The organism is Burkholderia ubonensis, assembly GCF_001718695.1.
Classification (GTDB): domain Bacteria; phylum Pseudomonadota; class Gammaproteobacteria; order Burkholderiales; family Burkholderiaceae; genus Burkholderia; species Burkholderia ubonensis_B.
In genome coordinates this window covers 1,650,875-1,674,775 of sequence record NZ_CP013422.1, presented here as the reverse complement: position 1 = coordinate 1,674,775, position 23,901 = coordinate 1,650,875, and the positions used below count along the sequence as shown (strand labels likewise).

At 65.5% G+C, this 23,901-nt stretch carries 17 protein-coding genes and 1 pseudogene; 10 read left to right on the top strand and 8 right to left on the bottom strand.

All coding sequences use genetic code 11. The features are described 5' to 3' along the window. Nucleotides 1-230: 230 nt before the first annotated feature. Entirely contained in the window at nt 231-614 is a 384-nt protein-coding gene (locus WJ35_RS27030) for an ATP-dependent protease (RefSeq protein WP_069240653.1), read from the top strand. Nucleotides 615-862: 248 nt separating this feature from the next. Here WJ35_RS27030 and WJ35_RS27020 read toward each other — a convergent pair whose 3' ends face one another. From WJ35_RS27020 to WJ35_RS27000, 5 genes are all read right to left on the bottom strand, one after another. Then, nucleotides 863-1,687, bottom strand: coding sequence for an alpha/beta fold hydrolase (locus WJ35_RS27020; RefSeq protein ID WP_059739071.1), 825 nt, complete (start codon nt 1,685-1,687; stop codon nt 863-865). 226 nt (nt 1,688-1,913) lie between these two features. Further along, on the bottom strand, nt 1,914-3,275 hold the full coding sequence (locus tag WJ35_RS27015) for a D-serine ammonia-lyase (protein WP_011880681.1): 1,362 nt from the start codon (nt 3,273-3,275) through the stop codon (nt 1,914-1,916). A gap of 8 nt (nt 3,276-3,283) precedes the next feature. Further along, on the bottom strand, nt 3,284-4,813 hold the full coding sequence (locus tag WJ35_RS27010; RefSeq protein WP_059739067.1) for an amidase: 1,530 nt from the start codon (nt 4,811-4,813) through the stop codon (nt 3,284-3,286). 88 nt (nt 4,814-4,901) lie between these two features. Then, nucleotides 4,902-5,828, bottom strand: a complete 927-nt coding sequence (locus WJ35_RS27005) for a LysR family transcriptional regulator (protein ID WP_224056444.1) — start codon at nt 5,826-5,828, stop codon at nt 4,902-4,904. A gap of 61 nt (nt 5,829-5,889) precedes the next feature. Next, on the bottom strand, nt 5,890-7,125 hold the full coding sequence (locus WJ35_RS27000) for an MFS transporter (RefSeq protein ID WP_059460569.1): 1,236 nt from the start codon (nt 7,123-7,125) through the stop codon (nt 5,890-5,892). A 436-nt stretch (nt 7,126-7,561) separates the two neighbouring features. Here WJ35_RS27000 and WJ35_RS26995 point away from each other — a divergent pair, with 436 nt between their 5' ends. The 4 genes and pseudogenes from WJ35_RS26995 to WJ35_RS26980 all read left to right on the top strand — a co-directional run bounded on the left by WJ35_RS26995 (nt 7,562) and on the right by WJ35_RS26980 (nt 12,632). Then, the gene (locus WJ35_RS26995) at nt 7,562-9,454 is read left to right on the top strand and encodes an SAM-dependent methyltransferase (protein WP_069240417.1); all 1,893 of its coding nucleotides are present in this window, start codon (nt 7,562-7,564) and stop codon (nt 9,452-9,454) included. A gap of 150 nt (nt 9,455-9,604) precedes the next feature. Continuing rightward, nucleotides 9,605-10,225, top strand: a complete 621-nt coding sequence (locus WJ35_RS26990) for a LysE family translocator (protein ID WP_069240416.1) — start codon at nt 9,605-9,607, stop codon at nt 10,223-10,225. 114 nt (nt 10,226-10,339) lie between these two features. After that, nucleotides 10,340-11,789, top strand: a pseudogene (locus tag WJ35_RS26985) (IS1182 family transposase). Between the two features lie 285 nt (nt 11,790-12,074). Then, nucleotides 12,075-12,632, top strand: a complete 558-nt coding sequence (locus WJ35_RS26980; RefSeq protein WP_059474693.1) for a hypothetical protein — start codon at nt 12,075-12,077, stop codon at nt 12,630-12,632. A gap of 248 nt (nt 12,633-12,880) precedes the next feature. Here the strand turns inward: WJ35_RS26980 and WJ35_RS26975 are convergent, their stop codons facing one another. Beyond that, on the bottom strand, nt 12,881-13,795 hold the full coding sequence (locus tag WJ35_RS26975; protein ID WP_010089825.1) for a glutaminase: 915 nt from the start codon (nt 13,793-13,795) through the stop codon (nt 12,881-12,883). 223 nt (nt 13,796-14,018) lie between these two features. On the opposite strand from WJ35_RS26975, the gene WJ35_RS26970 reads away from it, so the two are divergent. Together WJ35_RS26970 and WJ35_RS26965 are read left to right on the top strand one after the other, a co-directional pair. Further along, the gene (locus tag WJ35_RS26970; protein ID WP_060232852.1) at nt 14,019-14,729 is read left to right on the top strand and encodes a response regulator; all 711 of its coding nucleotides are present in this window, start codon (nt 14,019-14,021) and stop codon (nt 14,727-14,729) included. Nucleotides 14,730-14,784: 55 nt separating this feature from the next. Beyond that, on the top strand, nt 14,785-15,915 hold the full coding sequence (locus WJ35_RS26965; RefSeq protein ID WP_060232850.1) for an ATP-binding protein: 1,131 nt from the start codon (nt 14,785-14,787) through the stop codon (nt 15,913-15,915). A 25-nt stretch (nt 15,916-15,940) separates the two neighbouring features. Here the strand turns inward: WJ35_RS26965 and WJ35_RS26960 are convergent, their stop codons facing one another. Beyond that, complete coding sequence (locus tag WJ35_RS26960; protein ID WP_069240415.1) at nt 15,941-18,406, bottom strand: patatin-like phospholipase family protein; 2,466 nt, start codon at nt 18,404-18,406, stop codon at nt 15,941-15,943. Between the two features lie 270 nt (nt 18,407-18,676). Here WJ35_RS26960 and WJ35_RS26955 point away from each other — a divergent pair, with 270 nt between their 5' ends. The 3 genes from WJ35_RS26955 (at nt 18,677) to WJ35_RS26945 (ending at nt 22,427) form a co-directional block, all read left to right on the top strand. Then, nucleotides 18,677-19,711, top strand: a complete 1,035-nt coding sequence (locus WJ35_RS26955) for a rod shape-determining protein (protein WP_069240414.1) — start codon at nt 18,677-18,679, stop codon at nt 19,709-19,711. A 146-nt stretch (nt 19,712-19,857) separates the two neighbouring features. Next, the gene (locus WJ35_RS26950) at nt 19,858-22,077 is read left to right on the top strand and encodes an amylo-alpha-1,6-glucosidase (RefSeq protein ID WP_060232935.1); all 2,220 of its coding nucleotides are present in this window, start codon (nt 19,858-19,860) and stop codon (nt 22,075-22,077) included. Nucleotides 22,078-22,175: 98 nt separating this feature from the next. Further along, nucleotides 22,176-22,427: a hypothetical protein gene (locus WJ35_RS26945; protein ID WP_069240652.1), complete on the top strand. Its 252-nt coding sequence runs from the start codon at nt 22,176-22,178 to the stop codon at nt 22,425-22,427. 507 nt (nt 22,428-22,934) lie between these two features. Here WJ35_RS26945 and penR read toward each other — a convergent pair. Continuing rightward, nucleotides 22,935-23,825 carry a beta-lactamase transcriptional regulator PenR gene (gene penR, locus WJ35_RS26940; protein ID WP_069240413.1) on the bottom strand — a complete coding sequence of 297 codons (891 nt, stop codon included), beginning with the start codon at nt 23,823-23,825 and terminating at the stop codon, nt 22,935-22,937. Nucleotides 23,826-23,901: the final 76 nt, after the last annotated feature.

Sequence of the window (23,901 nt, the reverse complement as noted above, 5' to 3'; positions counted from 1 at the left end):
GTGGTACACGTGCCGACCATGCGGGCGTGCGCCGCGTTGCCCTCTGCCAGCGGCTGCGGCCATTATCGGCTATTCGCGAGCGGCGTTCGTGTCGGCGCTCAGGTTCGTGGAGTGCGGCAAAATATGCGTTTTGTCGCGCAGGCGGCCGCGATGGGCGGCATACCGGAGCGCGCGCGTCCCCAGGCGTGCGCCCCGTGCGATGATGTGCGATGACCAACATGAGAGATGGAATGACGACTACATTCGACGAGGCGACAACGGCGGCGATCGCCGCGTTTGCCCAATTGGATTTCTACACGGCTGTGCAAGCGATGCGTGCCGAGGCCGATTACGACCACGAACGAGACCAGTGGATCTCGCGCTATATCGACGAGCACGGCGGCGGCGCGGACGATGCAGCATACGATGCCTTGCACGCGCAGGCCCAGGCAACCCCGGAATACGCGCAGTTCATCGATACGGTTCGCCGGGAAATCCTGGAATACTTCGGCGTGACCGACAATCAACTGGACTGGATGGTCCTGCTGCGCAATGACGACAGCGATGAGCTTTGGGCGGAAGTCAACCGGCAGCGGAGCGCGCTGGGAACGGGGGAGGTGCGGGGAGATTTGTGAGCGCGGTTCGGTGGTTGGTTTTGAGGTCTGACGCCGGAGGTGTACGTTGCACGGGAATGCTTCGATCGCCGCAATGATACGAAGCTCCCGCGCGATCGCACCGCCGGCGGTTCCGGTTGCGCGACCAACCGCTTTCCGCAGCCCGTTTTCCGCGTCGGCATCCGTATGGTGGGCTGGATGCATCGCGATCGCGTTCGGCAAGGGCTTGCGGCGCTTGCCTGAGCCATGTCGAAGCGGCGGCGGCAGTCCTACGACGATCGGGCAAAGTCCAAGATGTCCTGATTGAGGCGATCCTTGTGCGTGTAGTACAACGCATGATAGGCGCCCTCGTAGACAACCAGTCTCGCACCGGGAATCAGCTCGGCAGACACCTTGCCCGAAAGGTCGATTGGCACAACGGGGTCGGCGCCGCCGTGGATGACCAGCGTGGGGATATCGAATTTTTTCAGGTCGGGACGCAAATCGGTTTCGGAAAACGATGCAATGCAGTCATGGGTTGCCTTGATGCTCGCCGTGATTGCCATATCGAATGTCCAGTCGAGCATCGCCTGCGTGACCACCGACGCGTCATGATCGGCTCCTGTAAAGGCGCGACCGAAATTGACCAGAAAATCGGCGCGATCATGGAGTACGCCGGCACGCAATCCGTCGAAAATGTCGCGGGGAACGCCCGCCGGGTTATCGGCCCCTGCCATGAGTAACGGGGTCGTCGCGCTGAGAAGAACGACCTTGGCGACACGCTTCGATCCGCGCGTACCGATGTATCGTGCAACTTCTCCGCCGCCCATCGAGTAGCCGACCAAAATGGCGTCGGTGAGGTCCAGCTGCTGAATCAACTCGTCCAGGTCGCTCGTGAGGCTGTCGTAGTCGTAGCCCGACCACGGCTGGCTCGACCGTCCAAAGCCCCGGCGATCATACGCTATGACGCGGAAGCCGTTGCTGGCGAGGAAGTGCGCCTGGTATTCCCACATGTCGGCGCTGACCAGCCACCCGCCAACCAGCACGATCGGCTGCCCGGTTCCCCAGTCGTTGTAATAGATTTCAGTACCGTCAGGCGTCGTAATCCGGCTCATTTTGCTCGCTCCTTCAGATGGGAATTGCCTTTCGCTTCATGGGCCGGCTTTCCGCGCATCGATATGAAGAGCGTCGCGCGACGCTTCCGGCTGCTGTGCAGCAATGATAGGTTGGGCAGCAGAGCAGCAATCTGAAATGTTCTGAACGACGCTAGCGCAAGCGCTGAAAAAACAGCACGGGGCCACCGGCCGGGCGCCCGATCCAGTTATAGCCTCGAAGCCGCAATCAAGACCCCGCCAGTGCCTGCCGCCCGGCCTGCAGATATGCGTTCATCTCAGCTTGCGGCACCATACCGCCGCCCGTTGCCCAGATCACATGCGTCGCGTCCCGCATGACGGAGTCGTCCAGTTGCATGCGGGCACGGTAACCTTGCCGCTCCGTCGACACGCGCGCGAAACCCGGTGCGCCGGCCAGCGCCGACGGCTCCAGCCGGATGTCGCTCGTCTGCGCCATCAGCGCGAGCATTGCATATAGCTCGCGATCCTCGACGGTGAAATAGCCATCGATCATCCGTTGCATCGCACGACCGACGAATCCGGAAGGGCGTCCGACCGCGAGGCCGTCGGCGGCCGTCACGTTGTCGATACCGAAATCCTGCACCGCAAGCTGCTCGTGCAAGCCGGTCAGCACGCCCATCAACATGCACGGCGAATGGGTCGGCTCCGCGAAAACACAGTGCACCGCATCGCCGAAGGCGAGCTTCAAGCCGAACGCGACACCGCCCGGGCCGCCGCCTACGCCGCAAGGCAGATACACGAAGAGCGGATGCGTCGCATCGACACGCACGTTCGACGCTTCGAGCTGACGCTTCAGGCGCTCACCCGCGACCGCATAGCCGAGGAACAGCGTCGTCGAATTTTCGTCGTCGACGAAGTGGCACATCGGATCGTTAGCCGCAAGACGCCGGCCGTTCTCGATCGCTTCGCCGTAATCGCCCGCATACTCCACGACCGTCACGCCATGCGCGCGCAGGCGGTCCTTCTTCCATTGGCGCGCATCGGTGGACATATGCACGGTCGCCGCAAAGCCGAGCGTCGCGCTCGCGATGCCGATCGACATGCCGAGATTGCCGGTCGACCCGACCGCGATGCGGTGCTCGCGAAACAGCGCGCGACATGCGTCGCCGGCGAGGACGCGGTAATCGTCGCCGTCGTTGAGCAAGCCGTGGCGCAGCGCAAGCTGCTCGGCGTAGAAGAGCACTTCATAGATGCCGCCACGCGCCTTGATCGAGCCGGAGATCGGCAGATGGCTGTCCTGCTTGAGCAGCAGGCGCCGCGGCGTTTCCACGCCGTAACGTTCGCTCAATGCCTGCGCGAACGCAGGCACGTCGGTGAGCGGCGATTCGATGATGCCGCCCGTGTCGCACACATCTGCGAACAGGTCGGCCAGCAGCGGCGCGAAGCGTTGCAGGCGCGCGCTCGCATCGGCGATATGCGAGGCGTCCAGCGCAATGTCATCGAGCGCTTCGGTCAGCGGCGCGACGGCGGGGTTGAACCACTCGACCGGCTCGAGCGCCATCAATGGGCGCAGAAGCGGGTAGTCGCGAAGCCAGGATTCGAGTGGCTTGCCGTAGATGGAATCGGTCATGGGCAAAATCAGACTGCCGAAGCGCAAGCGTGGGAGGACGACGCGGCGTCCAGCACCGGCGGATGCGTGACGATGGAACGGAGATCGACATCCGATGCGCGCAATTTCGCGACATCGGGAATCGGGCGGCGCATTTCGTCCGACGACTCGAAGAGTGTTTCGAATGCGCGTGCCGCGTCGAGCAGCGCAAGATCGCCGCGAAATGCACCGATCATCTGCAAGCCGAACGGCATGCCGCGATGATCGACGCCGCACGGCAGCGACACGGCCGGATTCGTCGTCAGCGTGACGACATAGGTCAGCGACAGCCAGCGATAGTAGTTTTCCAGTGCGATGCCGTTCACCGATTTCAGATACGGCTGCGTCCAACGGAACGGCGAAACAGGCGTCGTGGGCGACAGGATCACGTCGTAGCGATCGAACAGCGTCTGGAAGCGGCGGAACAGCCGCGTCTGGTCGGCATGCGCGCGCACGCAATCGGCAAGACCGAGGTTGATGCCCATTTCGTAGTTGGCGCGCGGATTCGGCCCGAGCAGATCGGGATTCGTCTCGTAGGCTTTTTGCAGACCCGCGACGAAGGCTTCCGCGCGCAACACGTCGAAGCATTGATGCGCGCCCGAGAAATCGACGTCGATCGGCTCGCAGACGGCCACTTCGCCGCGCAGCAACGCGATCCTGCGGCGAAACACGGCGCGGATATCGTCATCGACCGCGCAGACACCGAAATCTTCCGTGTAGCCCACACGCAGCGTCGCGAGATCCGTGTGCGCGCGGCGTTCCATCGTCGCGTCGAGCGCGCACGGATAACCGAGCGGATCGCTGCCGGATTGCCCGACCGTCGCGGCGAGTTGGAGCCACGTGTCCTCGACGGTGCGACCCATCGGCCCCACCACGGCAATTGGCGTCCAGCCGAGCGGCTTGCGATCGCTGGGCACGAGCCCCGGCGAGGTGCGCAAACCGACCACGCCGCATTTGGCCGCCGGAATCCGTAGCGAGCCGCCCGTGTCCGAACCGGATGCGAGCGGCACCATATCGAGCGCAAGCGCCGCTGCCGAGCCGCCCGACGAACCGCCCGCATTCAGACGCGGATCGAATGGATTGCCCGTCGCGCCCCACACCGGATTGAAGCTGTTCGCACCCGCGCCCATTTCGGGCACGTTGGTCTTGCCGACCACGATCGCGCCTGCCGCGCGCAACCGGCGCACCAGCGTGTTGTCCTGTGCGGGAATGTTTGCGCGGTACAACGGCGAACCGTAGGTGGTCAGAAGGCCTTCGGTTTCTTCGAGATCCTTGATGCCGACAGGCAAGCCGTGCAGTACACCGACGGCATTGCCGCGTGCGAGCGCGGCGTCGGCGGCGCGCGCTTCGCGGCGTGCGCGTTCGAAACTCGTCGCCGTGATTGCGTTGACATACGGATTGAGCGTTTCGATGCGCGCGATGCAGGCATCGAGCAGTTCAACAGCGGAGATTTCCCGCGCCAGCAACAGCGCGCGCAACGCGACGGCGGTATGGCGGGTGAGTTCGTGGCGGTCGCTCATCGGGCGGTCCTTTAAACGGTCATGCAACAGAGCGCCAATGTAGACGACGAGAAAGGCAGCGACCAGTGATGAATATCGAAACGTGGATTCACTTTTGCTCAACGCGTGCGGCAGGTGCGAGCTCGCGGCTCAAGTGCTCGATAAACGCGTCCAGAAGCGGCGGCAACGCACGCCGCGCGAGCGTCTGGATTTCGATGGCGCGTTCGCTCGTCGTGAGTTCCGGCACGTGCAACGCGACCAGCTCGCCCGATGCCAGACGCGGCCGCACAAACAGTTCTCCGCTGAACGTGACGGCGTCGCTGGCGATGGTGAAGCCGAGCAGCGTTTCGAGCGTTGCGCTGCTCAGCACGCTCTTGCATGCGACGCCTTCGCGGCTGCAATAGATATCGATCAGCTTGTGCAGCGTCGAATGCACGCCCGGCAACGCGAGCGGATAAGCGAGCAGTCGACGGAACGAAACCTGCGGCTCCTGCGCGAGCGGATGCGATGCCGCGACGATCGCGTGAATCGGCGAAGGCATGGAGAACGCGGTGTGGATGTCTTTTTCCGGTCCGAAACTGAACGTCAGACCGACATCGCATTCGGCTTCGCGCACGCGCTGCGTGACGCCTGCGGCCGTGTCGACCACGACCTCGAACGACGCCGGGGCGACGGTTCGGCGGAACACCGCCATCGCGCGCGGCACGAACGTGGCCGAGAATCCTTCCGTGCAGGCGATGCGGATCGTGCGTTCGGCTTCACCGCGCAGTGCGTCGATTTCCAGAGAAATCTGCTCCGCGTCGAGCTGCGAACGGCGCGCATACGCGGCGAGCATTTCGCCTGCCTTGCTCGGCACCATGCCGCGCGATCGCCGCACGAACAGCGGCGTGCCGAGCTCGCTTTCGAGCCGCGCGATTTGCCTGCTCACGGCGGAAGGCACGACGTTCAAACGACTGGCGGCGTCGGCAACGGAGCCGGTGTTGACCACTTCGAGGAAGTAGCGGACGGCGGCTTCCTGAAGAATGCGGGCGCTCATGATGGCTCGATGTGATGACACGTGATGCTTCATCATAGCGCCTGTCGCCGCCGTCGAGCGATCAGGCTTCTTTCGTCGCGCCCACGTGCGGAGTGGCTTCGGGCACCAGACGAATCGACAGACTCGTGACGAGCGCGAACGCCGTTGCCACGATCAGAAAGCCGAACACGGCGTCGTAGTTGCCCGTCGCCGACACCAGCAGGCCGATGATTGCGGGCGCAACGAACCCCGCTACCTGACCGCCGAAGTTGACCATTCCCGCGCCTGTGCCGATGAGATTGGTCGGCAGGAATTTGGCCGGCAACGCGAACACGCCTGCGAACACGAACGATTTGAAGAAGTAGACGATCGACTGATACGCGATCACGCCCGTCACCGTTTGCGCCGTGTACATCTGGTAGAGGAAGAACCCCGAGATCGCGCAGCACGCGGCCATCAGCCACTTCTCGCGACCATCGAACCAGCGCGTGAGAATCCAGCCGCCGAGTGCGGTCGAGATGCTCGCCGCGACGAACGGCAACGGTGTAAGCATGCCGACGGCCTTCAGATCGAGGTGGCGCTCGGTCAGCAGATACGCGGGCATCCATGCGTCGAGCCCCTTGTTGACGATGCCCATGCCGAACCACGTCAACAGGATCTTCCACATCAGCGGCATCTTGAGCAGCGCGCGCGTCGCGTCGCCGTCGATGCGCGCGGCGCGGCCATTTGAATCGCGCTTCTGATGCGTATCCTTCACGGCGAACAGATAAAACAGCGCGAACACGAGGCCGGCGCAGCCCGCAACGAAAAATGCATGGCGCCAGCCGAGCAGCAGAATCAGCGGTGCGATCGCGAGCGGCGCGATGAAACTGCCGACGTAGTTCGACGACATCAGCAGCGCGGACATCTTCGGACGATCCGCTCGCGCCACCGATTCGGTGACGCCCTTGACGGCCGCGCCGGGATAACCGCCTTCGCCCAGACCGAAGATGAAACGGATCGCGATCAACGAGGCGAGCGACCACGCGAGGCCGGTCATCAAAGTGAACAGCGACCAGAATGCCACCGAGACGACGATGACCTTCTTGCTGCCCCAGCGGTCGGCGATCCAGCCGCCGGGAATCTGCATGGCGGCATAGCTGATATAGAACGTGCTCATGACGATGCCGAGCGCGGCCGAGCCGACATGAAACTCCTTGCCGATGGCAACGAGCGAGAGCGCGATCGCCGAGCGGTCGATGTATGAAATGCAATAGCCTAGATATAGCAGCGCGAATACCGCGAAGCTGGCGCGTCTGCTCTTGTTCGGGTCGATCATGCCGGGCACCTGTCGATAGAGAAGAGACCGGGCTCGCGTCGGCCATGCCGAGCGCGCCCGCCTTGACTAGTCGAATCGATCGTAAGCAGCCGCAAATGTGCCGACAAGTGACATATTCCGATGTCTCCGTTCGCGAAAACTCATCCGAGAAGCGCGGCGACGGGGCGGAGTGAATTACTGCCCGCCGTGACCGGTCCCTAGATACGCGCGTGCTTCGCCGTGCTTGCGGTGCGACAGTCTGTATATTGGGCTGCGTTTCGTCACCTTTTCGCCAAGCTCGCGCATCGGCGCGATCCGGCGCCGTCTGTCATGGCACGATGCACGCTGCGCAACGAGGGACCGCTGGGGGCCGGAGCGATGCCCCCAACCCGTCGATTCCCCTTGCACCTGACGCTACGTCAGCTTTTAACGTTGACCCTCGACGATCGAGAAAGCAATGCGACTGAAAATCGGCGAACTCGCGAACAAGGCGGGATTGACTGTCCGTACGCTTCACCACTACGACGCGATCGGGCTGCTGTCGCCGTCGCAGCGTACCGAAGGCGGCGCGCGCCTGTATGGGCAGGATGACCTGATCCGGCTGCATCGCATCGAGGCGCTGAAACGTTTCGGGTATTCGCTGCCGGACATCAAGGCGAGCCTCGAGGGCGACCCGGCTCGCGTTCCGCTGGAACTGCTGCAACGACAGATCGCCGAGTTGAATGCGCAGGCGCTGCGCGCGCAGCGCCTTGGCCGTCGCTTGCAATACATCGTCGACATGGTTTGCGCCGGCAGCGAGATCGCCGCCGCCGATTGGATGAACGCTCTGGAGCTGATGAACATGTACGAAAAGCATCTCGATGACGAAGAACTCGATGCGTTGCTGGCATCCGGGCCCGAGACGGCGGCGCCGTCGGATCCGGCATGGGCCGCGCTGATAGAGGAGGTCCGCGTTGCCATGCAGAACGCGTTGCCCACCGCGAGCGATGCGGCTCAGGCTTTGGCGTGGCGCTGGATCCGGCTCGTGGTCCGGATGACGCGCAATGACCCGGACCTCGCGACCAAGCTGATGCTGATGCAGCTGCGCGAGCCGCGCGCGCGGCAAATCGTGGGCATTACCGTCGAGATGCTGGAATGGATCGACGAAGCCTTCATGCACGCGCGCTGCGCGCTGCTCGCGAAGTATCTCAGTCCGGCGCAGGCCGACGGGGTGCGCCGTCGTCAGTTCGCGAGCGCGAAGCATCGCGCATGGCCGGCGCTGGTGGTCGAGCTGAGGGCGAACATGGCAGCCGGTGTCGACCCCGGCGCCGCGCCGGTGCAGGCGATCGTCGGGCGCTGGCAGCAACTGTTCCGCGACAGCTTTTGCGGAGACGACGCGGTGCTGGAGGCACGTGTGCGCGATGCGTTGATGCGCGAGCCCGATCTGCAACTGGGCGTGGGCCTCGACGATTCGCTGCTCGCGTATCTGAACGCCGCGCATCTCGCCGGCCGCGACATGTCGCCAGTCGACGGCGGCCCGAAGCCGAGCGCGTTGATGGTCGCGACGCAGCGCGCCGCACATCAACTGCTCGATCGGCCGCTGGTGCTCGACGATCCCGTTGCGCTGCCGATCCTCGGCGCCGCCGAAGCACAGGCGCTGCGTGACAATCTCGACCGATTCCGCGAGCCGCCGTCGGTCGGCATGCGCAGCTCGGTCATCGTGCGCAGCCGGCTGGCCGAAGACGTGTGGCGCGAGGCCGTCGAACGCGGCATTCGTCAGTACGTGATTCTCGGGGCGGGGCTCGATACCAGCGCGTTTCGGCATCCCGATATGCCCGGGCGAATCTTCGAGGTCGATTTGCCGGCAACGCAGGCGTGGAAGCAGGCTCGCTTGCGTGAGGCAGGCATCGCGGTGCCGTCGTCGCTGCATTTCGTGCCGGTCGACTTCGAAAGCGTCGGGCTGGCGGAGGGATTGGCGCGGGCGGGTTTCGACGCCGATGCGCCGGCCGTTTTCAGCTGGCTCGGCGTGACGATGTATCTCGACGAGGAGGCGGTCATCGACACGTTGCGCTTCATCGCCGGTTGCGCGAAAGGCAGCGCCGTGCTGTTCGAGTACGTGACGCCGCTTTCGGGCTTGCCGACGATCATGCGTATCGCGATGGAGCAGTTTACGGCGCGGCTCGCCGAGCGCGGCGAGCCGTGGAAAACCTTTTTCGAGCCGGCCGTCATTGCCGAGAAGTTGAGTGCGTTGGGATTCGGCCAGATCAATGCGTGGACGCCGGAGGAGTTGAACCAGCGCTATCTGGCGAACCGCGACGACGGATTGCTCATCGGGGTGACGCCTGCGCGGTTGATTCTTGCGACGGTTTGAGAACGGTTCGTGCGTGGGGAGTTCGATACCGATAAGCGTCAAGACGAAGCATGCATTTGAATGCGACGGCTATTGAGCCGGTTTAGCCCATTTTGGCCGTGCTAGAGTGAGTCCGCCCATCATGGTCTTCTCAAAGGCTATAGCGCTTATATGACCTACGTTGCCCAACTCGCCGCCGTCGGCGGCGTAATGCTTCTGGCCTGCGTCAGCCCCGGTCCCGACCTTATCGCCGTCACGTCGCATGCACTTGCCAAACGACGAGCCGGTCTTTACGCGACTGCCGGCATTTCGACTTCACATGCGTTATGGGCGGCGCTGGCAATCTTCGGCCTTGGGCTCATCCTCGCAAAGCTCGCATGGCTGTATGAAGTCATTCGGATCGCCGGCGCGGTTTATCTCGTCTATCTCGGCGGAAAGACGCTCGCCGGGTTGAGAAAACCGATGCAGCAAACCGAGGTAGATGCGCAGTCCGCCAAGAGCGACGGGCAGGCATATCGACGAGGTCTGTTGGTCGGACTTACCAACCCGAAAGCGGCGGCGTTTTTCGGCAGCCTTTTCATCACGGTCCTGCCGGCGCATGCCCCGCTGTGGGTGCACGGCGCGACCCTGGCCATCGTTACGGCAGTCTCGCTGACGTGGTTCGGCGCGATGGCGATTCTGTTTTCCACCGAGCGCGTGCAAGTGGGTTACGCGCGCATACGCAAGCCGATCGATGCCGTGATGGGGACTGTCTTGCTCGGTCTGGGTGCGAAGCTCGCGCTGGATCGATAGCCCGGTTATCGGGCATCGCGAATGCCGACCACGGCTGCCCGCAAGCGGCCGAGGGTGTGTCAAAACCCGCGCGATCGCCTAGACTGAATCAACCTGTTAGCGCGAGAGGCGGAGATGGGGCGATTCGTCGAAGGTGCAAGCCGCAATCAGGCCACGTTGCTGCCGGAGTGTCTCGAAGACTTTATCGCTGAAGACGATCCCGTGCGGATCGTCGACGCATTCGTAGACGAACTCGATCTGGCTTCCATGGGCTTCGAAGGCACCACGCCGGCGATCACGGGCCGACCGTCTTACCATCCGTCCGTTCTGCTCAAACTCTACATCTACGGCTACTCAATCGTGTGCAGTCGAGCCGACGTCTGGAGCGCGAGTGCCAGCGTAATGTCGAACTGATGTGGCTGACCGGTCGCCTCGCGCCGGACTTCAAGACGATTGCCGAGTTCACGGGCAGCAATGGCGCCGGCATTCGCAATGTATGCCGCCGCTTCGTGGTGATATGCCGCGACCTGAAGCTGTTCACGCAAGCAGTCGTTGCCATCGACGGCAGCAAGTTCAAGGCGGTCAACAGTCGCGATAACAACTTCACGCCCAACAAGATCGCAAAGCGTCAGGAGCAGATCGAGCAAAGCATCCAGCGCTATCTGGATGCGCTGGAAACTGCTGATCGCACGCAACCCGCAGAGGTCGAAGCGAAAACCGAACGGCTGCGGGAAAAGATCGAGACGCTGCGCGAGCAGATGCGCGATCTGGATCGGGCCGCGGAACTGTTGAATGATTTACCGGAAAAACAGGGTTCGCTGACTGATCCCGACTCACGTTCGATGATGTCGCAAGCCAAGTGCACAGGCGTGGTGGGCTACAACGTTCAGGTGGCTGTTGATACGAAGCACCACCTCATCGTGACACACGAAGTGACGAACGTCGGTAGTGACCGCGCTCAGCTAAGCCCGATGGCCAAAGCCGCGCGCGAAGCGATGGGCAAGAAGAAGCTCAAGGCGCTGGCCGATCGCGGGTATTACAGCGGCACGGAGATCAAAGCATGCGATGACGCTGGTATTGCAGCTCTGGTGCCAAAAACACAAACCTCCAGTGCAAAGGCAGATGGACGGTTCGATCGGGCCGACTTCATCTACATCGCCAAAGACGACCAATACCTATGTCCAGCGGGGCAACGGGCGATTTACCGATTTACTTCCGTCGAGCGCGAAACTCCGATGGCCCTGCGTACCTACTGGAGCAGCGCTTGCCCGAAATGCCCGATAAAGAACCGGTGCACGCCCACTGACTATCGGCGTATTCGACGATGGGAACACGCAGCGGTGCTCGAGGCGATGCAGTCCAGGCTGGATCGCCAGCTCGATGCCATGACGATGCGACGGCGCACGGTCGAGCACGTGTTCGGCACACTCAAGTACTGGATGGGGCGACGCACTTCCAGACGCGCGGACTTGGCCATGTCGCCGCTGAAATGAGTTTGCACGTGCTGGCATACAACCTCAAGCGAGTCATCAGGATTCTCGGGTTCGCAAAGACGATGCGAGCGATGAAGCTGGCAGGCGCGTGAATGCGCGCGCCGACGCTGTTTGCCAGTAAAACACGATCACTTCATTTGCCTGCGTCACGTCCTAACGCAACTGTGCTCCCGCCGAGGAGGGATCGGTCGGCCGTTCTGCGCGTTTTTACACGGCCTCGGCCAGAAGCGGTCAGTCGACTGCCGAGGCAGAATCGTCGACAAAATCGGACAGACAGCGTTCCACAGCGCAGCCATGAGCGGTCGTTCCAATGCCAGCACTACAATTCCCACTTCGTAATCTGCTACTACGATCGCTGAACTACTCAACAAGGATGAATGAAGATGATGAAAAAAACTCTGCTTGCTGCACTCTTCGTCGTACAAGCAACGGGGTTGCCCCATGCTATGGCCGCCGGTGTTGACGATGGTTTTGGAGCGTACAAAGATGCGGACTGGCAGACCAAGTTTGTGGCGTGCGAGAAAGCGATCTACGAGCGGAACTGGTTCACTTACGACCGTGACCTTCTACTGAAAGGTGGCTTGAACACACAACAAGCGGAGGCGGTCTACGAGGCAATGAGAGAAGCAAGCATGCGCATGATCTTCTTCACCGCGCTGGCTCGAGGAACAGACAACGAGGCGTATTCAGGGAAGTTGCAGCAGGTGGACGCGGCCAATTTTGGCATGTACGAGCGAGACGCTGCTGCCGCAGTACGCGAATACAAGCGCCTTGGGGAGTATTGCTTGACCTATGTATACCCCGCATTGATTGCCCGTGGTAGCGCGTTGGCAGAACTGGACAAGTCCGTTCGTAGTACACCGATACCAGAAGAGTTGGCAAGGGCGGCCAAAGCCGAATTCATAAAGCAGGCGACAAAGGCTGTCGCAAAGTAGGTTGCGTTGCCGTTGAGTGGGATGAGCCGTCATGGCCAGGTACTCTTAGCTTTGCTCGTCGAAATCTTCTTTGGTACCACAAGGCTCAACGGTTGATTCGTGCTTTGGAGCGACCGCTTTGCAGAAAATCGAGGGACCGCTCCGGGTCAATCGCTCCCAATGGCCGAATCCACCATTAAGCGCACCGGTGCGCACCGATATTCACCTGCCGCCCTCGCCCCCGCTGAGGCGAGCTTGTCCCCGCCACCTCAAAAAATCGACCGCCCCGAATAAGTCGTCAACCATTCCAAAGCCCTGGTCCCAGCGAGCGAGTTCCCGTTCGCGTCCAGCCCCGGCGCCCATACGCACACCGCCATCTCGCCGGGCAGCACCGCGACAATCCCGCCGCCGACGCCGCTCTTCGCGGGCAGGCCGACCCGGTACACGAAGTCGCCGGCCGCGTCGTAGGTGCCGCAGGTCAGCATCAGCGCGGACAGCCGTTTCGCGGAACTCGAATCGACGATCCGTTCGCCCGTGACCGGCGCGACGCCGCCGTTCGCGAGGAACAGCGCCGCGCGCGCGAGCTCGACGCAGTTCATTTCGATCGCGCACTGGCGGCAGTACGCGTCGACGACCGTCTCGGGCGGCATCTGCATGTTGCCGAAGCTCGCCATGAAGTGCGCCATCGCGCGGTTGCGCTCGGCGTGCTGCAGTTCCGACAGCGCGACGCGCGAATCGTAGTCGATGTCGGCCGCGCCGATCAGCCGCCGCACGAATTCGACGAGCGCGGTCTCGGCTTTCACGAAGCGGCGGCACAGCACGTCGGTGACGACGAGCGCGCCCGCGTTGATGAACGGATTGCGCGGCTTGCCGCGCTCGGTCTCGAGCTGAACGAGCGAGTTGAACGCGTTGCCCGACGGTTCGCGCCCGACCCGGTCCCACAGCGCGTCGCCGAGCAGCTGGAACGCGAGCGTGCACGCGAACAGCTTCGAGATGCTCTGGATCGAGAAGCGCTCGCGTGCGTCGCCGACCGTGTAAACGTTTCCGTCGAGCGTCACGACCGCCATTCCGAACTTGTCGGCGGGCACCTTCGCGAGTTCGGGGATGTAGTCGGCGACGCGGCCCTGGCCGATCCAGGGGGCGAGTTCGGTGTGGATGCGTTCGAGGATCGGTTGGTAATTCATGACTTCAGGCGAGGGCGGCGCGGCGCCCGGATTGCGGCGAGCCCGTATGGAACCGTTTCGGCGCGAATTCGTCAAGCGCCATGCGCCGCCGACAGGTATTTGCGCCCTCATTTTTCGAGATAAGAAGATGCGCATCCGGCAGGCGCAGTATCATGCGGTACGTTTCGGCTGCCGAACCTTGTCCGTTCCTGCGCCGCTTCCCTGTTGAACCGATTGTGTGCCCATGCCTTTCCGGATCCTGCTCGTCGAAGACGACACTCGCCTCTCCACGCTGATCGCCGGCTATCTGCGCAAGAACGACTATGAAGTCGACACCGTGCTGCACGGTGATGCCGCAGTGCCGGCGATCCTGTCCATCCGCCCGGATCTCGTCATCCTCGACGTGAACCTGCCGGGCAAGGACGGCTTCGAGATCTGCCGCGAGGCGCGCAAGCAGTACGACGGCGTCATCATCATGGTGACCGCGCGCGACGAGCCGTTCGACGAGCTGCTCGGCCTCGAAATCGGCGCGGACGACTACGTGCACAAGCCGGTGGAACCGCGCATCCTGCTCGCGCGGATCAAGGCGCAGCTGCGCCGCGCGCCGGCGCGCGCCGCCGACGGCTCGGCCCCGCAGCCGGAGCGCCATACGTTCGGCAAGTTCTCGATCGACCGCACCGACCGCACCGTCATGCTGCCGGACGGCAGCGCGCCGGACCTGACGTCGGCCGAGTTCGACCTGCTGTGGGCGCTCGTCTGCCACGCGGGCGAGGTCGTCAGCCGCGACGACCTGATGCTGCAGCTGCGCGGCGTCGAATTCGACGGCCTCGACCGCACGATCGACGGGCGCATCTCGAAGCTGCGCCGCAAGCTGCGCGACGACGCGAGCAACCCGCAGCGGATCAAGACGATTCGCAGCAAGGGCTACCAGTTCAGCAAGCATGCGTGGGACTGACGCCGCGCGGGCCGGCGCGGCTGCCCCATCCGATAGCCGAGACCCGAGACCCGCGATGATCAAACGACCCGCCGCGCATCCCAATGCGCCCCGCCTGTCGCCGCTGCGCTACGTCAGATGGCGCTGGATGCATTTCCGCCGCGCGTGGACCGACACGCGCGCCGACCGCATCCCAAGCTGGTCGCGCCTGTACGTGCGCACCTACCTGCATCTGCTCGGCCTCGTGCTGCTGACGGCGCTCGTGCCGGCGCTCGCGCTGTGCGTCGTGCTGTCGCCGCGCCTCGTGTGGCATGCGTTCGACGCGCTGCCGGGCGACGTGTGGCTCGTGCTCGCGTTCGTGTTCGCCGCGCCCGCGCTTGCCGCGTACCGCTGGATGCGGCCGGTGTGGTCGGACCTCGTGATGGTGCGCGAGCGCGCGATCGACTTCACCGGCGGGCGCTTCAACACGCGCGCGCGCGAATCGCACAGCGTGATCATCGGCCCGCTCGCGCGCACGCTGAACGCGCTCGCGATGCGGATGGAGCGCCTGATCGCCGCGCAGCGCGACCTCACGAACGGGATCTCGCACGAGCTGCGCACGCCGCTCGCGCGCGTGCGCTTCGCGCTCGAGATCCTGCGCGAGCCCGGCTCGGCGGCCGAATACGAGAGCGCGCTCGACAGCATCGCGCAGGACGTCACCGAGCTCGACGAGCTGATCGACATGAGCCTGACCTACGCGCGGCTCGAATACAGTTCGCTGCAGTCGAACCTCGAGCCGACGGCGCTGGCCGCATGGCTCGAGCATCAGGTCAACGACGCCGCGCTGCTGTATCCGGAGAAGACGATCGAGACGCGCATCGCGATCGCGACCGACGTGCGCGTGGAGATGGACCGGCGGCTGATGTCGTACGCGATGCGCAACCTGCTGCGCAACGCGAGCAAGTACGCGCGTTCGCGCATCGTGGTCGGCATCGCGATCGGCCACGGCAATATCGGCATCTACGTCGAGGACGATGGCCCCGGCGTGCCCGAATCCGAGCGCGAGCGGATCTTCGAAGCGTTCGTGCGGCTCGACCGGCGCACCGGCGGCTACGGCCTCGGCCTCGCGATCACGCGGCAGGTGCTGCAGGCGCACAACGGCCGGATCGCGGTGGTCGATCCGGCCGAACTCGGCGGCGCGCGCTTCGAAATCAGCTGGCCCGCGTGACCGGCACGGCCGGCCGCGCGGCGCATCAATACGTGCGGCCGAGCTGCAGGTAGATGTTGCGCCGGCCGCCCGGCGCGAGCGCGACACCCATGTACAGCGGGCCGAACGCGGTCGTCAGGCTGGTGAAGAACGTGTAGCTCTGCTTCAGCGCGCCGCCGCCGATCCTCGCGCCGCCCGACCACACGTTGCCGACCTCCGCGCTCGCACCGACGAAGAGCGCCTTGACGGGCGACGAATTGAACGTCGCAAGCTGGTTCATGTAGGTGATCTGCCCGTAGACGAGCGAATCGCCGTTCAGCTGGTCGGCCGCGTAGGCCGCCAGATGCTGGAACCCGCCGAGCGTGAAGTTGAACGCGTTGATCAGGTTCGTGCCGCCGATGCTCTTGCCGCCCTCGACGCCCGCGCTGACGCTGTGCCGGCCGAACTGCTGCGCGACCATCAGCTTGCCGTACAGCTCGGTGTAGGGCGCGTCGGTGATCCTGGAATCGACCGTTTCCGACGACGCGCCGTTGCGCGACATCAGCGAGCGTTCGACGCGGAATTCGGCGAAGTAGCCCTTGCGCGGGAACATCGGATCGTCGAGCTGGTCGATCACGAGCCGCGCACGGGCCGACAGCGCATCCGCGGAGTAGCTGGGGAACAGCAGCGCCGTCTGATCGGTCACGTCGGGGTCGAGCAGCTGCAGCGGCAGGTTGTAGGTGGGCGAACCGTGGCTGTGCGTATACGCGAGGCCGATCCGGAAATCGCCGAGCCGCCCGATCGGCGCGCCGAAGTCGATACCGGCGCGCGCCGTCTGGACCATGTACTGCGTGACCTTCACGTCGCCGCTATCGTCGTACAGATTCGCGTAGCGGCGCTGGTATTCGGCGTAGGGCGCGATGTAATCGCCGTACTTCACCGACAGCGGCTGGCGCAGCTCGACGTGCACCGCGTTCAGGTCGCTGCCGACCGTCGCGTCCGTGCGGAACTCGAGACCGGACTCGGTGAGCCACGGGCGCCGGTAGCCGACGTGCAGCCGGAACCCGCCCTGGTCGGTCGAGCTGCTCGACATGCCGAGGCCGAACAGCAGGAAATTCGGACCCCAATATTTTTCGCGCGCATCGATCACGAGCCGGTTGTCGTCGCCGTTACTGACGACCTGCTGCGTGACGCCCTCGAAATTGCCGCCCGTCGTGAGCGTCAGCAGGTCCCGGCTGACCGCCTTCGGGTCGTAGGTGTCGCCGGGCTTCACGTGCAGCGCGTCCCTGACGACCCGCTGCGGCACGCCGCCGTTGGTCCGGATCTCGATGTCGGTGATCCGGATCGCCGGCGGCAGGGGCTGCGTGTGCGCCGCCCGGTAGGCGGCGTACTGCTCCGGCGTGAGCGCGTAGCGCTTCAGGCGCGGCAGCGCCGCGGTCGCGGCGGCCGCGCCGGCGGCGATTGCCTCGTTCGCCTTCTGGAAATCGGTGAACGTGAGCGTGCCGAGCTCGGGCGTGAGCAGCACGTCCTGCGGCGCGAGCTGCTTGCGTTGCGCCGCCACGTTCTGGCGGATCAGGATGCCGACCATCTGCTGAGCCACGTCGGCGGGCGACGCGAGCGCGTCGAGCGGCCGCAGCTGCGAGCCGATGTCGACCGCGATCACGACGTCCGCGCCCATCTGCCGCGCGCTATCGACGGGCAGGTTCCTGACGAGGCCGCCGTCCACCAGCGCCCGGTCGTTGATCTCGGCGGGCGCGAACAGGCCCGGCATCGCCATGCTCGCGCGGATCGCGAGCGGCAGCGAGCCGTGATCGAGCACCACCATCTGCCCGGTCTGCAGGTCGGTCGCGATCGCGCGATACGGAATCGGCAGCTTGTCGAACGGCTGGTTGATCGGCACGGCGGCGGTCCAGTCGGCGAGCAGCGCCTGCAGCCGGTTGCCCTGCACGATCCCCGCCGGCGCCTTCACGCCCTTGCCGCTGAAGCCGAGCGTCGCGCCGTTCGCGTACAGCCGTTCGTCCTCGCGGCGGCTCTGCGGCAGGTCCGCGCGCTCGGTCACGTCGAACGCGATGTCGGCGAGATTCGTTTCCGACAGGCGCTTCTGCATCTCGGCAGCGGGCATCCCGCTCGCATACAGGCCGCCGACCACGGCGCCCATGCTGGTGGCCGCGATGCAGTCGATGGGGATGCGGTTGTCCTCGAGCACCTTCAGCACGCCGAGATGCGCATAGCCGCGCGCACCGCCGCCGGACAGCACGAGGCCGACCGATGGGCGGCCGGCCGGACCGCCGTCGGCGGTGCAGCTCGGTGTGGGGGCTGCGGCGGGTGCTACGGCGGCGGCGGCCACCATCGTCGTCGATGCCGCGGCCGCGGCCGAAGCGGCGCCGGCCGTGCCGGCGCCTGCCTGGGCGGCGCGCGTTGCGGTGTCGGCGGCCGGCACGGGCTGCGCGGCGGCGGCGCAGCACCAGAGCGCAACGAGCGTTGCGCCGAGCCGGCGCGCCGCGAGCCAGCGAAGGGAGGCAGGCGCTGTCATGTTGGAATACCTGGCGTGATGGGCGTCGGAAGCCTGCCGGAAGCAGGCAAAACCGAGAGATTAACGTGTTTTACAAGCGCAGCGCGAGCGCTCGGCGCGTAGTCGTGCGGCGGCCGGCCCGGGTTTTCGGTCATTTCGTCGCAAAAAAATCATTAGAATTGCCTAAAGTATCGGAACGATTTGCCGCTAAGTCCGTGATGGGACCGCAAATGCGTGCCGCATCGATGCGGGCCGGCCGTTCCGGCCGGTTTGTTCATGAAAAGGGTTGATATGTCGACACCGCTGTTCGGAAAGCTGTTCGCGCATCCCGTCGCGATCGATCCGGGTACCGCGACCACGCGGATCTATACGCACGACCGGGGCGTCGTGCTGAACCAGCCGTCGGTCATCTGTTTCCGCAAGGCCGGCATGTCCGATGCGCGTCCGACCCTCGAGGCGGTCGGCGAACGCGCGAAGGCGCTGCTCGGCCGCGAGCCCATCCATCTCGAGGCGGTGCGGCCGCTGCAGCACGGCGTGATCGCCGACGCGCACGCAGCCGAGCAGATGATCCGCCACTTCATCGACATGTCGCGCACGCGCTCGCGGTTCGGCCGGCGCGTCGAGGTCGCGCTGTGCGTGCCGTCGGGCGCGACGGCCGTCGAGCGTCGCGCGGTGCGCGAAGCCGCGTTCGCGGCCGGCGTATCGGACGTGGCGCTGATCGAGGAAGCGCTCGCGGCCGGGCTCGGCGCGGGCCTGCCGGTCACCGAGCCGGTCGGCTCGATGGTCGTCGACATCGGCGCCGGGACGACCGAAGTCGCGGTGATCGCGCTCGGCGGCATCGTGTATCGCGAGGCGATCCGCGTCGGCGGCAACCAGTTCGACGCCGCGATCATCAACTACGTGCGCAACGTGTACGGCGTGCTGCTGGGCGAACAGACGGCCGAGCGCGTCAAGCAGACGATCGGCTCGGCCACCAGCGCCGTGCCGCGCACGTCGACGCGCGCGATCGGACGCGGCATCGGCGATGGGCTGCCGCGCTCGATCGAGCTGTCCAATCACGACGTGGCCGACGCGCTCGCCGCGCCGCTCAAGCAGGTGATCGGCGCGGTGAAATCGGTGCTGGAAAACGCGCCGGCCGAACTGGTGACCGACATCGCGCATCGCGGCGTGGTGCTGACGGGCGGCGGCGCGCTGCTCGCGGATCTCGAACGCCTGCTGCGCGACGAGACGGGGCTGGTCGCCCGCGTCGCCGACGAGCCCGCGACCTGTGCCGTGCGCGGCGCGGGCGAGGCGATGGGGCGGCTCGCGATGTGCCCGGTGGACTGACGCCGGGCGGGCCACGCCAGCCACTCGCGCCCACGCGCCCACGCAGCGCCTCTGCCACACACGCGCTGCGCACATCCATCGTTCTGGCCTATCCTGTGCGGAACGAGCGACGCGCGCTGCGCGTGCTGCCCAACACAGGAGCATCGATGCCGAATCACGCCGACGAGACGACGACGCGCGCGCCGCAAGTCGCGCCTGTGCCCCCGACCCAGGCGTCGGGCCCCGCATTCATCGCGCCCGAGGCCGACCCGCAGGCGGACGCGCGCAACAACCAGTACGTGCTGAAGGCCGGCGACGCGTTCGTGGTCAGCGACGCGCTCGGCGACGTCAGCGGGCACGACGACGGGCTGTTCGTCGACGACATGCGCGTGCTGTCGAAATGGCGGCTGACCTTCGGCGGCCGCGCGCCATCGCTGCTGTCGGGCGCGACCAGCGCCGACAACGCGTCGTTCACCGCGCACCTGACGAACCGGCCGCTGCCGCCGCTCGGCGGCCGCGAGACGCCCGAAGGGGTGATCCACATCGAGCGGATGCGCGTGCTCGCGAACAACGTGCTGTACGAAGCGCTGACGCTGACGAACTACGGCGCGAGCGAGGCCGAGGTGCCGCTGTCGGTGTCGTTCGCCGCCGATTTCAAGGACATGTTCGAGGTGCGCGGCACGCATCGCGCGCGCCGCGGCACGATCGCTCAGCCGCGCATCGACGCGGGCGCGGTGCGGCTGCGCTACGACGGGCTCGATCGCGTCGAGCGCGCGGTGACGCTCAACTTCTCGCCGGCGCCCGACGCGCTGTCGGTCGACCGCGCCGATTACCGGCTGACGATCGCCGCGCAGGCGTGCGTGTCGATCTACCTGAGCGTCGAGGCGACCGTCGGCGCGGCGCGCGGCGAGACGCCCGGGTGCGGCCGCGCCGCGTTGCGCACCGCGCTCGTCGCGGTGCACCGCGCGATGCGCGCGCGGCGCGCGACGATGGCCCGCGTGCGCACCGGCAACCCGCTGTTCAACGCGTGGCTCGACCGTTCGCTCGCGGATCTCGGGCTGCTGACGACGCAGCTCGACACCGGCCCGTATCCGTATGCCGGCATTCCGTGGTTCTCGACGCCGTTCGGCCGCGACGCGGTGATCACGTCGCTGCAGATGCTGTGGCTGCAGCCGTCGCTCGCGCGCGGCGTGCTGCGTTTTCTGGCCGCGCATCAGGCGCGCGAGACGTCGGCGTTCCGTGACGCCGAGCCGGGCAAGATCATGCATGAGTTCCGCAAGAGCGAGATGGCGGCGACGGGCGAGGTGCCGTTCGCGCTGTACTACGGCGGCGTCGACACGACGCCGCTGTTCGTCGTGCTGGCGGGCGCGTATGTCGAGCACACCGGCGACGACGCGCTGATCGACGAACTGTGGCCCGCGCTCGAACGCGCGATCCAGTGGGTGAGCGACAAGTGCGACCGCAATCCTTACGGACTCCTCGATTACCAGCGCACGTCGGAGCGCGGGCTCGCGAACCAGGGCTGGAAGGACAGCCACGATTCGGTGTTCCATGCGGACGGGCGCTTTCCCGACGGGCCGATCGCGCTCGTCGAAGTGCAGGCATATGCGTGCGCGGCGTTCGACGCGATGTCGGCGTGCTCGCAGCGGCGCGGCCATGCGGCCGACGCGACGCGCTATGCGCTGCGCGCGAAGCTGCTGCGCGAGCAGGTGGAGGCGCTGTTCTGGATGCCCGACGCGAATTTCTACGGGATCGCGCTCGACGGCCACGGCGAGCTGTGCCGCGTGCTCGCGTCGAACGCCGGGCATCTGCTCGCGTTCGGCTTGCCGGACCCGGCGCGCGGCGCGGCGGTCGCGGATGCGCTCGGCTCGACGCTGTTCCAGACCGGCTGGGGCGTGCGCACGCTGGCGGCCGGCCAGCCGCGCTTCAATCCGATGGCGTATCACAACGGCTCGGTGTGGCCGCACGACAATGCGCTCGCCGCGCGCGGGCTCGCGCGCTACGGCGACAAGGCCGCCGTGCTGAACCTGCTGCGTTCGCTGTTCGAGGCGGCGGTCAGCTTCGAGATGCGGCTGCCGGAACTGTTCTGCGGGTTCCCGCGCCGGCGCGGCGAGCCGCCGACCGCGTATCCGGTCGCGTGCCTGCCGCAGGCGTGGGCCGCCGGCGCGCCGTTCATGATGCTGCAGGCGTGCCTCGGCGTGAGCGTCGACGCAGCCCGTCACGAAGTGCGGGTCGAACGGCCGGCGCTGCCGGAAGGCGTCGACTGGCTGCGGATCGACGATCTGCGGGTCGGCGACGACAGCGTGTCGCTGACGTTCCGGCGTGTCGACGGCCAGGTGGTCGCGGCGGCGGAGCCGGGGCGCGTGAAGGTCGTCGCGGTGCTGTAGCGGCCGGGCGGCGCGTCGTTGAGCCAGGTCGTGCCACATACGCGCGCAGCGGCATAGAATCGCGACATGACCCTTTAACTATGGCGGAGGCATCCAAGATGACCACGGACAAGCGGCCCGACGACGGCGAGCAGAAGCTCGAGCATCTCGAAGCGGCGGTCAACCACCTGCACGAGTCGATCGAATCGCAGCGCATCGCCGTCGGCGCGGCGAAAGGCATTCTCTACAGCCTGATCGAAACCCTGGGTGCGCTGATCGGCGACCCGGATCTGCCCGAGCATGCGCGCTCCGGCTACGAGGCGCTGCGCAACAAGGCGCGCGACCTGCGCAGCGGTCTCGACCGGCATTGACGCGGACGGTGCCGGCGCGTGCGTTGCTGCCCGCGCCGGCGCTGCCCGATCCAGCGCCGTGCATACAAATTCCCGTGCGCTCAATGAGTTAGGGGGCGGATGCGCAGGATATCCACAAGCTTGCCAACAAAATCTGTGGAGAACCGGCTCACGATCGGACACTTGTCGGACGGTCGTGAAACGGGCACCGCACAGGTGACGCACAGGTGCCAATCGATGTCGCATCGTTGACCTGCGGCGCGCGATCTACCAAATTCCCTTTTGCATCAGTGGCTTGCGCGGCACTTTGGCGGAATATCCACAGGTTTGCCAACAAAATCTGTGGATAAGTGTCACGCGATAGATTCCTCATAGTTCGGAATCGGCCGCGTTCGCCTCGATCCTGTGGCGGCCAATGCGCGATGCGCACGTGGCACCTGGAATTCGTGCCAGATCAACGGGTTACGCGCCGGGTGCCCAGGATATCCACATCCTTGCCAACATTTTCTGTGGACAAACACGCGTGCCTCATTCGTGCGGCGGGGCGTCGGCCGCTTCCGCGACGATCCAGTCGCGAAACAGCGTCATCGCCGGCGTGAGCGGCTTCGATTTCAGCGACGTGAGCCAGTAGCCGCCCGCCTGCACGTCGATGTCGAACGGCCGCGCGAGCAGGCCGAGCTGCAGCTCGCGCGTGAACATGCAGGCCGGCGCGAGCGCGACGCCCGCGCCCTGCATCGCCGCCTCGACCATCAGCCGCGACGAGTCGAACACGGGGCCGTTGACCGGCCACGGTTCGAGCTGCGCGGCCGCGAACCAGCCGAGCCATTCGTCGGTGCGGTACGAGCGCAGCTGCGTTTCGTTCGCGAGATCGCCGGGCTGCGAGACGCGCGCGGCGATCTCCGGCGTGCACAGCGCGGTGAGCGGCGCATCGAGCAGCCGTTCATTGCGCGTCGCCGGCCAGTTGCCGACGCCGAAGCGGATCGCGAAATCGAGCCCCTCGGCCGCCAGGTCGACGACGTTGTTGTTGGTGCGCAGCCGCAGCTCGACGAACGGGTGGACGTCGCCGAATCGCTTCAGTCGCGGCATTAGCCAGCCTAGGGCAAACGTGCCGACGACCCCGATCGACAGCACCTCGTGGAAGCGCCCGCCGTCGAACTGCTTGAGCACCGTCTCGATGCGGCTGAACGCGTCGCTCAGCACGGGCAGCAGCGCGCGCCCCTCGTCGGTGAGCCCGAGCCCGCGCGGCAGGCGCGTGAACAGCATGCAGCCGAGCCGCTCCTCGAGCGCGCGAACTTGCTGGCTGACCGCGGCCTGGGTCACGCTCAGCTCGAGGCCGGCGCGCGTGAAGTTCAGGTGGCGCGCCGACGATTCGAATGCGCGCAACGCATTCAGTGGAAGGTGAGGGCGGAGCGTTGTCATAAGAAATTCTTTTGTCAGCGCTCAATTATCGTTGCTTGTCAGGCAAACGTAAAGCCGGGATATTGCGTGTCGCCGG

Excerpts from the sequence above, each read along its gene's own strand:
- WJ35_RS27030 (WP_069240653.1), top strand. The coding sequence starts at position 231 with ATGACGACTACATTCGACGAGGCGACAACGGCGGCGATCGCCGCGTTT.
- WJ35_RS27020 (WP_059739071.1), bottom strand. The coding sequence starts at position 1,687 with ATGAGCCGGATTACGACGCCTGACGGTACTGAAATCTATTACAACGAC.
- WJ35_RS27015 (WP_011880681.1), bottom strand. The coding sequence starts at position 3,275 with ATGACCGATTCCATCTACGGCAAGCCACTCGAATCCTGGCTTCGCGAC.
- WJ35_RS27010 (WP_059739067.1), bottom strand. The coding sequence starts at position 4,813 with ATGAGCGACCGCCACGAACTCACCCGCCATACCGCCGTCGCGTTGCGC.
- WJ35_RS27005 (WP_224056444.1), bottom strand. The coding sequence starts at position 5,828 with ATGAGCGCCCGCATTCTTCAGGAAGCCGCCGTCCGCTACTTCCTCGAA.
- WJ35_RS27000 (WP_059460569.1), bottom strand. The coding sequence starts at position 7,125 with ATGATCGACCCGAACAAGAGCAGACGCGCCAGCTTCGCGGTATTCGCG.
- WJ35_RS26995 (WP_069240417.1), top strand. The coding sequence starts at position 7,562 with ATGCGACTGAAAATCGGCGAACTCGCGAACAAGGCGGGATTGACTGTC.
- WJ35_RS26990 (WP_069240416.1), top strand. The coding sequence starts at position 9,605 with ATGACCTACGTTGCCCAACTCGCCGCCGTCGGCGGCGTAATGCTTCTG.
- WJ35_RS26980 (WP_059474693.1), top strand. The coding sequence starts at position 12,075 with ATGAAGATGATGAAAAAAACTCTGCTTGCTGCACTCTTCGTCGTACAA.
- WJ35_RS26975 (WP_010089825.1), bottom strand. The coding sequence starts at position 13,795 with ATGAATTACCAACCGATCCTCGAACGCATCCACACCGAACTCGCCCCC.
- WJ35_RS26970 (WP_060232852.1), top strand. The coding sequence starts at position 14,019 with ATGCCTTTCCGGATCCTGCTCGTCGAAGACGACACTCGCCTCTCCACG.
- WJ35_RS26965 (WP_060232850.1), top strand. The coding sequence starts at position 14,785 with ATGATCAAACGACCCGCCGCGCATCCCAATGCGCCCCGCCTGTCGCCG.
- WJ35_RS26960 (WP_069240415.1), bottom strand. The coding sequence starts at position 18,406 with ATGACAGCGCCTGCCTCCCTTCGCTGGCTCGCGGCGCGCCGGCTCGGC.
- WJ35_RS26955 (WP_069240414.1), top strand. The coding sequence starts at position 18,677 with ATGTCGACACCGCTGTTCGGAAAGCTGTTCGCGCATCCCGTCGCGATC.
- WJ35_RS26950 (WP_060232935.1), top strand. The coding sequence starts at position 19,858 with ATGCCGAATCACGCCGACGAGACGACGACGCGCGCGCCGCAAGTCGCG.
- WJ35_RS26945 (WP_069240652.1), top strand. The coding sequence starts at position 22,176 with ATGACCACGGACAAGCGGCCCGACGACGGCGAGCAGAAGCTCGAGCAT.
- penR (WP_069240413.1), bottom strand. The coding sequence starts at position 23,825 with ATGACAACGCTCCGCCCTCACCTTCCACTGAATGCGTTGCGCGCATTC.